Genomic DNA, 8,559 nt, shown 5'->3' with positions numbered 1-8,559 from the left:
GCCGCCCTGTCCGTCGAGGGCCGCCGCAAAGGCGTCGATCGTGGCGACAGTGTGGTGTCGGCTCCGGTTAAATTCTGAGCAGCCTGCTCCGGGGTGGTTTCGAGGCGTCGTCGCAACACTCTAGATTCTGGAGGTTGTGTTGGCATCGTCGCGTCGGGTGAAGAAGGGGCCGGGGCGTCGTCCGCTGTCGGCCAAGCGTCAAAGGTTCATGGAGTTGCGGGCCCGCGGGTGGAGCGTCCGTGCCGCGGCCCGTGAAGTCGGCGTATCGCGGTCGTCCGGGACCAGCTGGGCCAGCGGTCATAAGACCTACCGAAACGGCGTCGTGGTCGGGTTCGTCCCGCCACTGGATCCGCTGGCCGTACGTCAGATCAGCGCTCGCTACCTGTCCCAGGACGAACGCATTGAGATCGCTGATCTGTGCCGTGCTGGGCTGAGCATGCGCGCCATTGCCGACAAGCTCGGGCGTGCGCCCTCGACCATCTCGCGCGAGCTCGGGCGCAACGCCGCGCCGGCCGGTCGCGGATATCAACCCTTCGAGGCTCATCGGCGGGCTACCGTGCGCCGAGCACGTCATCACCGACGACGGGTCGACACCAATGAACAGCTCGGTGTCCTGGTCGCTGAGCTGCTTGGTCGGCGGTGGAGCCCGCAGCAGATCAGCCGCCACCTCCGGGTGCTTTTCCCTGGAGATCGGTCGATGTGGTTGTGTCATGAAAGTATCTATCAGGCTGTCTACCAACCGAATTCACGTTTCCTGCGACCTACGCGATTGGCACCGCATCGGCGTTCGCCGCTGCGTACCGGCCGAGATCACCGCCGCGCCCATCAGTGCCAGCGGCGCCGCCGACCGCGATTCCAGCAGCCCATGCTCACCATCCACGACCGCCCTTTCCCACCCGTTGACCGGTCCCAAGCCGGACATTGGGAGGGCGACCTCATCATCGGTGACAACCACCTCTCAGCGATCGGCACGCTGGTCGAACGCCAGACCCGGACACTGCGCCTGGTGCATCTGCCTCGCGCGGATTCTGACTCGCTGCACACCGCTCTGGTCGACCGGATGCAGGACCTGCCGCCGGAGCTGATGCGATCGATAACCTGGGACCAGGGCACCGAGATGGCCCGCCATCTCGCGACTGCCGACAAGCTCGGGGCGCCGGTGTACTTCTGCGACTCTCGATCACCGTGGCAGCGGGGCACCAACGAGAACACGAATGGGCTGCTGCGTGACTACTTTCCCAAGGGCGTCACCCTCGCCAACTATTCGCTGGAGCACCTGTTGGCAGTCGAGGAGGAACTCAATCAACGTCCCCGGATGGTCCTCCAAGACCGTTGCCCCGCGGATCTATTCGCGGCCCTGCTAGCGTCAAGCAGTCCATCAGTGTTGCAACGTTGACTAGAACCCACCCCGGAGCAGGCTGCTCAGAATTCAACCGGAGCCGACATGCGATCGAAGCTTCGCCGAAACACGCATCTGCGTCCGCCATTCGACATAGCTCATCCGATGTCGTCGCGAAACGGGTAAGCGTGCGCGAACTGGCTCCGCACGTGCGCCAGCTCAATCATGTCGTAGGACATCGACAGGCTGCCTCGACCAGGCGACACGGAGCGACAGGCCTTGAGTTTCGTGCCCACGGCAGCCGGATGGGTTGTTAGGGAGACACGGCAAGCTCGTCGACAGGAACCTGCTGCAGGCGCTCGCGCCTCTGTGCAGGTTCGTGATCCGTCGAAGCCTCGATGCGGCGGATAATCAGCTCGCGCAGTGGCCGATTGACCGCAACGACAGCGGGGATGGCTAACCCAAGAGGGCGCACGTCGCATCTAAACCCACACCGTGCAACAGCGTCGGGCCATATGGCGAGTCCCCGTTTCTGAGTCCACCCGTTTCTAGAGTCGGGTTGGTTTGATCCGTTCTCAGTTGATGCTGCAGGCCACCGGGGTGTGGGTACACCCGCAGGCCGCAGCGTACTCGGCCGGCGTGCGGTAGCCCAGGGCCGAGTGACGGTGTCGAGTGTTGTGCTCGTCCTTGAAGTCGCTGATGACCACGCGGGCCTCGAACAGGGTGGTCCAGTAGTTGCGGTTGAGGCACTCCTTCCTGAGTCTGTTGTTGAAGGATTCGATGTAGCCGTTGTCCCACGGGCAGCCCGGCGGGATGTAGACCATCCCGGTCTTGTGCTCGCAGAAACCTTGCAGCGCTTGGGAAACCATCTCCGGGCCATTGTCGAGCCGCAGTACCTTCGGCGGGCCGCCGTGGGCGGCGAACACCGCTTTCAGTTCCTCGACCAGGTGCTCGCCGGTGATGGAGCGCTCAACCAGGTTCAGCAGCGACTCGCGGGTGTGCTCGTCGATCATCGAGGCGATCTTGATGGCCTTACCGTCGACGGTGGAGTCGAACTGGAAGTCGATCGCCCACACCACCTTCGGCGCATCGGCGACGATCGGCGGCACCGAGGAAACGCCGGCCCGCTTACGGGGGCTGTGCACGCGCACCTGCAGACCCTCTTCACGCCACAGTCGGTGGATCTTCTTCTTGTTGACCTCACGGCGCTCGTCGTAGCGCAACGCCGCCCAGGCGCGCCGGAACCCATGGCACGGGTGTTTGGTGGCGTAGGCGCGCAGCCAAGCCCTCATTTCGGCGTCCGGATCGGTCGGGGTCTGTGCCAACGGCAGACGACGGCAGGTGGAGCGGGCCAGCCCAACGGCCTTGCACGCCAACCGTTCCGACATGCCCAACGTATTGGCGAGCATCTCGACGGCGCGGCGCTTGGCAGCTGGGCTCAGAATTTTCCCTTAGCGACCTCCCGCAGGGCGTCTTTGACCAGCTCGGCTTCGGCGAGTAGCCGCTTAAGCCGGGCGTTCTGCTCGCGCAGCTCCTTGAGCTCCTTGGCGGCGTCGGTGTCCATCCCGCCGTAGGAACGGCGCCAGTTGTACAGCGTCGCCGGCGAGACCTCCAGCTCGCCGGCGATCTCCTCGCCGGTCTTGCCTTCTGCGGCCAGCTCATCTGCTCGGCGCAACTTGCGCACGATGTCTTCTGCGGAATTCCGCTTCCGACCAGCCATACGTTTCATCGTCCCTTCTCGCCCGACATGGGGCCACAGGACTCTAAAACTGGTTGGGCTCATTCAACGGGAACACGCCACATAGGCACGGTGCTGATGCCTTGCACCGGCCGGATTCCAAATGGCACGGGTGGAAGGAGCAATCCACTTGTCCGCATCAGTGGTCACTGCGATCCACTCGCGCTGGCGTACACCAACTGACGTTCTTCGTACACGTGCTCGCGATCAAGTCCGCGATGGCAGGTCCAACACCAAGGTGGCCATTTCGATTCGTGGCCGAAAAGCGGAACAACTAGGCAAGTTATCACCATGCCGCCACCGCCGCATCGGGGACGCTTATCGCGACTGACAGCTTCGTCCCAACCCGCCTCGCTAGAAAGCATGCAGTGACTTCTTCAAGTGACAACGCCCCAGGCGTACAGTCCGTCCTCTCCCCCGAGCCGGCTCGGCGCATGCTTCGCATCGAGGCGCGTAACTCTAGCGTCCCCATTGAACGCAAACCCGACTGGATCAGAACCAGACTGCGCACGGGCCCGAACTACCTGCAGATAACTGACCTAGTGCGACGTCAGAACCTGCATACGGTCTGCCAGGAGGCCGGGTGCCCGAACATCTACGAATGCTGGGATGCCCGCGAAGCGACCTTTCTGATTGGCGGGAGCGTCTGTAGTCGCCGCTGCGACTTCTGCCAGATAACCACCGGTAAGCCAGAGCCCTTGGACCGAGACGAACCTACGCGGATCGCGGCGAGCGTGAGGGCGATGGGATTGAAGTACGCGACCATCACCGGGGTCGCACGCGACGACCTACCTGATGGCGGCGCCTGGCTGTACGCCGAGACGGTCCGTACGGTTCACCACCTCAACCCAAATACCGGCGTCGAGCTACTCGCGCCGGACTTTCGCGGCATACGAGATCAGTTGAACCAGGTGTTCGAAAGCTCGCCAGAAGTATTGGCTCACAACGTCGAGACGGTCCCTCGGCTCATGAAGAAGATTCGACCCGGTTTTGATTATCAGCGTTCCTTGGGTGTGCTGACGGCCGCCCGAGAGGCAGGCCTCATCACGAAGTCCAATCTGATTCTTGGTCTAGGAGAGACTCGTTCCGAAATTTCGGCCACTCTGCGCGATCTACGTGACAGTGGGTGCGAGTTGCTCACAATGACCCAGTATCTGCGACCGTCAGTACGGCATCATCCCGTAACACGCTGGGTCAAGCCAGAAGAATTTGTCGAGCTGGCCGCAGAGGCGAAAGCTGTGGGTTTCACGGCAGTGATGAGTGGGCCCTTAGTGCGGTCCTCGTACCAAGCCGGAAGACTACACAACGAAGCGCTCGCAACCAGGAGTTCGCTTCAGCAGTAGTGCGTGCTTCTACTCACACACCCGAGCACGGGTCTCAAGCGCAGCGATGCCGCCAGGTGACCACGACATTGACTACGCACTTCCCAGGGTCCGAAGTGCCGGTCGCTCGCGCAAGCTAGAGCTATCAGCAACCACATACTGCATACGAAAGGCTAGTCATGAAGGAAATTCTCGTTGTCGGCGGCGGGTTTGCTGGGGTCTGGAGTGCCGCGGGCGCGGTCCGCAGGGCCCGCGCGGCCGGCGATGACGGCGACGAACTGCACGTGACGCTTGTCAGTGATCGAGATGATCTAGTGGTTCGACCCCGTCTTTACGAGGCCAATCCCGAGAGTATGCGCGTCCCATTGAACGGCATCCTTGACCCCATCGGGGTCAGTCGGGTCACGGCACGGGTGGTCAGTATCGATGTGGCAGAACATACAGTGCAAACACTGAGCAGTCTGCGCATCGAAATACCGGCCAAGCCGCTCAGCTGACTCAACCACACCCCGCACATGCGCCAACCGCCGAGGCTGCCCAGCCAACCGCGCCTCGGCCTCCCGCCGCGCACGCTGCGCCAACACCCCGCTCACACCAGCCAGCCTACGAGCCCCATCGCCACGGTGCAGACCCATAGCTGATGCTCAGCGCAGCCGTGACCGCACAGCCCGCAGGAATCCGGCGGCTACCTGCGGGCTTCGCTACGCTCCCTCTGCTCCCGTCCGCGCCGGTCGCTACACTTCGCCCTCCGTCCGCCGCCACTACCGGCCGGCCACGACAATCAGGGCCCACATCTCAGCGGCCTCAGCGCCCCGCCATCACGACAAGTCGAAGCCGGTACCGCTACCGGGTCGCATCGCGCCGCCACGGACAGCACGCGCGTCAACGCCCTCGACCGCCTCTGACCTGCGATGTGAGAACTTTCTCTACTGCTATTAAAGAACTACCGGCGTTTCTGCAGCCTCGCGCAACAGCTGCGTCGGTAGGGTCCGCGTCCGAACCAGCACGGTCTGACTCATTTCTTTACCGGCCACCCGTTGGGTGTGCCTGCAATTGTCAGATCCGTCGACCGTGCTTGGTTCGGCGCGGAACCGCCAGCACGGAGTGACCTGATAGGAGCGCGACCAAGCATCCCGTAGCAGTATCGTCCCCGTACCGGCGGCTCTGCCCTTCACCCATCCAGAAAAACTCCGGTCATAGGAAGGGCCACAATGCAATCCATCATCGCCGCAGCACCGAGCCTGCCAGGCGTCACCGTCGGTGTCGACACGCATAAGCAGTTCCACGTCGCGCATGCCATCCATGAACTCGGTCGCCCGTTGGGCACTCATCAGATGCCCGCCACAGGCCACGGTTACCACGTGTTCGTAGCGTGGGCACGATCTTTGGGACAACTCGCGGTGGTCGGCATCGAAGGCCCCGGCCACTACGGAGGGGGTTTGGCCCGCCACCTACGCGTCGAAGGGATCACCGTCACCGAGGTCGGTCGCCCGAAGCGGCAGCGCCGCGCCCGCTACGGCAAATCCGATCACGCCGATGCGGCCGGGGCTGCGGCCATCGTGCTGGCCGGTGAAGACCTCGGAGCACCCAAGACCGCCGATGGCCCCGCCGAAATGGTGCGGGTGCTGCGGGTAGCTCGCACCAACGCCGTGCGGGCACGTGCCAAAGTCGTGACCGCACTCAAAGATCTCATCGTCACCGCCCCCGACGAACTGCGCGAACACCTGACCGGTCTGCACAAGAGTGACCTGCTCTACGCCTGCCGGATCCTCGATGTGTCCGAAATGCTTTCCACGCCAACCGATGCTGTCAAGATCGCGCTCAAGTCGTTGGCCACCCGTTGCCGCGAACTCGACGCCGAGACCGACCGTCTTGGGCGACAGATCGACACCATCACCGCCACCGCAGCGCCCCAGTTACGTGCTGTCTACGGGGTTGGTCCCGACACCGCCGCCACCCTGCTGTCCGCGATCGGCGACAACCCCGACCGCATCCGTCACGAAGCCGCGTTCGCCAAACTCTGCGGCGTGAGCCCACTGGAGGCATCCAGCGGCAAGACCGTTCGCCACCGACTCAACCGGGGCGGCAACCGCGACGCCAACCGCGCGCTGCACGTCATCCTGGTCGTACGGATGCGCCGCCACCAACCCACCCGCGACTACCTGACCCGCCGCCTGGCCGAAGGCAAAACCAAAAACGAAGCCATGCGCTGCCTCAAGCGCTACATCGCCCGCGAGATCTTCCACGCCCTACGACCGCCTCAACAACCCGCGAAAATCGTTGCCTGAAGATAGGAGCATCTGCTATCGATACATCGGCGAGAAGTAGGCCCAGGCGCCGATGCCGAGCGCGGTGAGCAATAAGAACACGAGCAGCGTGCGGCGCAGGTTGGTCGTCATGCCCCTGTAGACACCGCAGGGTGGACATTCGTGACACCAGCGGTCAGGACCCCGCCTTCGCTTGACCGCGCCAACCCCGGTGTCCACGATAACCAACGCCGCGAGGGCCAGCCCGAATTGCCGCCAGGTCTTGACATCTGTCCGGGCGATCGTGCACGAATTCTGTTGTGCGGTGCTACCGCATTGCCGTCGTCGGAACGACGACCGTTACCGCCGGTCTCGGCTCGATGCTCGCCTATCGCGTAACGACAGCATCTCCAGATCGACGCGCCGGCAGTTCCTCAAACCTGGCCGCCGGCCTTGGTGCCACATTCTGGGACAAATCGGTCGGGGCTCGTCGGGGCTCGCCAAAGGGTGGGTGCAGCTGCCCGTCGAACACGCGATGAGCGTGGCGCGCTTAGCTAAGTGATGTCCGACACACGGTGTCACATTTCGCCGCAGGGTGGTGTCTTACGGTTGTCAGAAATAACTGGATCAGGAGGTCTCGATGAGCATCAACAACGTACGAACTATGTTGGACAAGAGATTCCACGTCGTTGTGATTGGCGGCGGCTATGCTGGGGCGCTGGCTGCCAATCGGCTGCAACAGAACCGAAATATCGACATCACCATCATCAATCCGCGCCCGACGTTCGTTGAGCGGGTGCGGTTGCACCAATTGGTTGCCCGAAGCGGAGAAGCAACAGTCGACCTAGCCGGGATCCTGGGCAACCGTGTGCGGCTGATTGTCGACACCGCAGCGCGCATCGACGTCGTTACCCGCAGCGTGGCTCTGGCCTCAGGCGGGACAGTGCCATACGACTATCTGATCTATGCCGTGGGAAGCATCGGCATAGTGCCCACTAAATTGCATGGCGCGAGCGAATTTGCCTTCCCCATTGCTGAGCTTGAGCAAGCCGAGCGACTTCGCGACGCAGTGGACAAGCTGCAACCCGATGCGCCAATCTGTGTCGTGGGTGGGGGATTGACCGGTATAGAGGCCGCTTCGGAACTGGCAGAGCACCGTCGCGAGGGCTCGGTGACCCTGCTGTGCGGAGGAGTCCTCGGTCCGAGTCTGAGCGAGAAAGGGCGTGCTTCAGTCCGCCGGCAGCTCAAGCGCCTTGGCGTCGATGTCCAAGACGACGCGGTGGTGGCCGAACTCCGCTCCGACCACGTCCGGCTCAGCGACGGGCGGACCCTACCGAGCAAAGTGACTGTGTGGACGGCCGGCTTTGGCGTGCCGGATCTGGCCGCCAAGAGCGGCCTGAGCACCGATGAACTGGGACGGCTGCTGACCGACGAGACACTGACGAGCGTCGACAACCCGTACATCATCGGTGCCGGCGACGCTGTGGCCCCCTCCAATGAGCCGCTGAGAATGAGCTGCCAGGCCGCTGGGCCGCTGGGCGCCAGGGCTGCCAACACTGTGCTCCAACGTGTCGCTGGCGATCCGCTCACACCCCTCGGTCAGAATTTCGGCGGGCAGTGCATCAGCATCGGACGCCGCCGCGGCACGTTCCAGCTGACACACCGCGACGACACGCCGCGGCGTGTCTATGTGGGCGGCAGGATGGCAGCGAGTATCAAAGAGATGATCTGCAAGACCGTTGTCAAGCAGATTGCCAAGGAGAGTCGCAAGCCAGGCAGCTACAACTGGCCCGGCTCTGAAAAGCAAGCTGCCGCAGCCAAGAATACCGTCGCGTGAGGGCCGATGACGGACTCCTTGCAGCGGGTCAAGACTTTGCGCGGCCCGCCGTGCCATCTCGTGGTCGTTGTCATCGG

6 protein-coding genes and 1 pseudogene are annotated in these 8,559 nt (G+C 63.3%); 5 read left to right on the top strand and 2 right to left on the bottom strand.

From position 1 onward, the window contains the following. The first annotated feature begins 157 nt into the window (after window positions 1–157). Window positions 158–1,396: an IS30 family transposase gene (locus BST15_RS20270; protein ID WP_109398736.1), complete on the top strand. Its 1,239-nt coding sequence runs from the start codon at window positions 158–160 to the stop codon at window positions 1,394–1,396. Window positions 1,397–1,914: 518 nt separating this feature from the next. Here BST15_RS20270 and BST15_RS20265 read toward each other — a convergent pair. Continuing rightward, window positions 1,915–3,059, bottom strand: a protein-coding gene (locus BST15_RS20265; protein WP_109370895.1) for an IS3 family transposase whose coding sequence is annotated in 2 segments (ribosomal slippage) — window positions 1,915–2,792 and window positions 2,792–3,059 — 1,146 coding nt in all. Because the reading frame shifts where the segments join, the coding sequence is not laid out codon by codon here. Window positions 3,060–3,511: 452 nt separating this feature from the next. Here BST15_RS20265 and lipA point away from each other — a divergent pair. Then, the gene (lipA, locus tag BST15_RS20260; RefSeq protein WP_046191198.1) at window positions 3,512–4,420 is read left to right on the top strand and encodes a lipoyl synthase; all 909 of its coding nucleotides are present in this window, start codon (window positions 3,512–3,514) and stop codon (window positions 4,418–4,420) included. A gap of 158 nt (window positions 4,421–4,578) precedes the next feature. Beyond that, the gene (locus BST15_RS22280; protein ID WP_046191199.1) at window positions 4,579–4,896 is read left to right on the top strand and encodes an NAD(P)/FAD-dependent oxidoreductase; all 318 of its coding nucleotides are present in this window, start codon (window positions 4,579–4,581) and stop codon (window positions 4,894–4,896) included. Here BST15_RS22280 and BST15_RS20255 read toward each other — a convergent pair. Continuing rightward, a pseudogene (locus BST15_RS20255) lies at window positions 4,846–4,992 on the bottom strand (HD domain-containing protein); the annotation flags it as partial. The gene BST15_RS22280 and the pseudogene BST15_RS20255 sit on opposite strands and share 51 nt — an antisense overlap. Window positions 4,993–5,610: 618 nt before the next feature. Between BST15_RS20255 and BST15_RS20250 the strand changes: the two are divergent. Both BST15_RS20250 and BST15_RS20245 read left to right on the top strand, forming a co-directional pair. Continuing rightward, window positions 5,611–6,687, top strand: a complete 1,077-nt coding sequence (locus tag BST15_RS20250) for an IS110 family RNA-guided transposase (RefSeq protein WP_046191200.1) — start codon at window positions 5,611–5,613, stop codon at window positions 6,685–6,687. A 598-nt stretch (window positions 6,688–7,285) separates the two neighbouring features. Beyond that, window positions 7,286–8,482, top strand: a complete 1,197-nt coding sequence (locus BST15_RS20245) for an NAD(P)/FAD-dependent oxidoreductase (RefSeq protein WP_082635008.1) — start codon at window positions 7,286–7,288, stop codon at window positions 8,480–8,482. Window positions 8,483–8,559: the final 77 nt, after the last annotated feature.

This window comes from Mycolicibacter arupensis (assembly GCF_002086515.1).
In the GTDB taxonomy this organism is placed as follows: Bacteria; Actinomycetota; Actinomycetes; order Mycobacteriales; family Mycobacteriaceae; genus Mycobacterium; species Mycobacterium arupense.
Note: the sequence above shows the minus strand (reverse complement) of the source record. Positions and strands in the feature narration are given on the sequence as shown.

Coding starts and splice junctions, on each gene's coding strand:
- lipA (WP_046191198.1), top strand. CDS start 3,512: ATGCTTCGCATCGAGGCGCGTAACTCTAGCGTCCCCATTGAACGCAAA.
- BST15_RS22280 (WP_046191199.1), top strand. CDS start 4,579: ATGAAGGAAATTCTCGTTGTCGGCGGCGGGTTTGCTGGGGTCTGGAGT.
- BST15_RS20250 (WP_046191200.1), top strand. CDS start 5,611: ATGCAATCCATCATCGCCGCAGCACCGAGCCTGCCAGGCGTCACCGTC.
- BST15_RS20245 (WP_082635008.1), top strand. CDS start 7,286: ATGAGCATCAACAACGTACGAACTATGTTGGACAAGAGATTCCACGTC.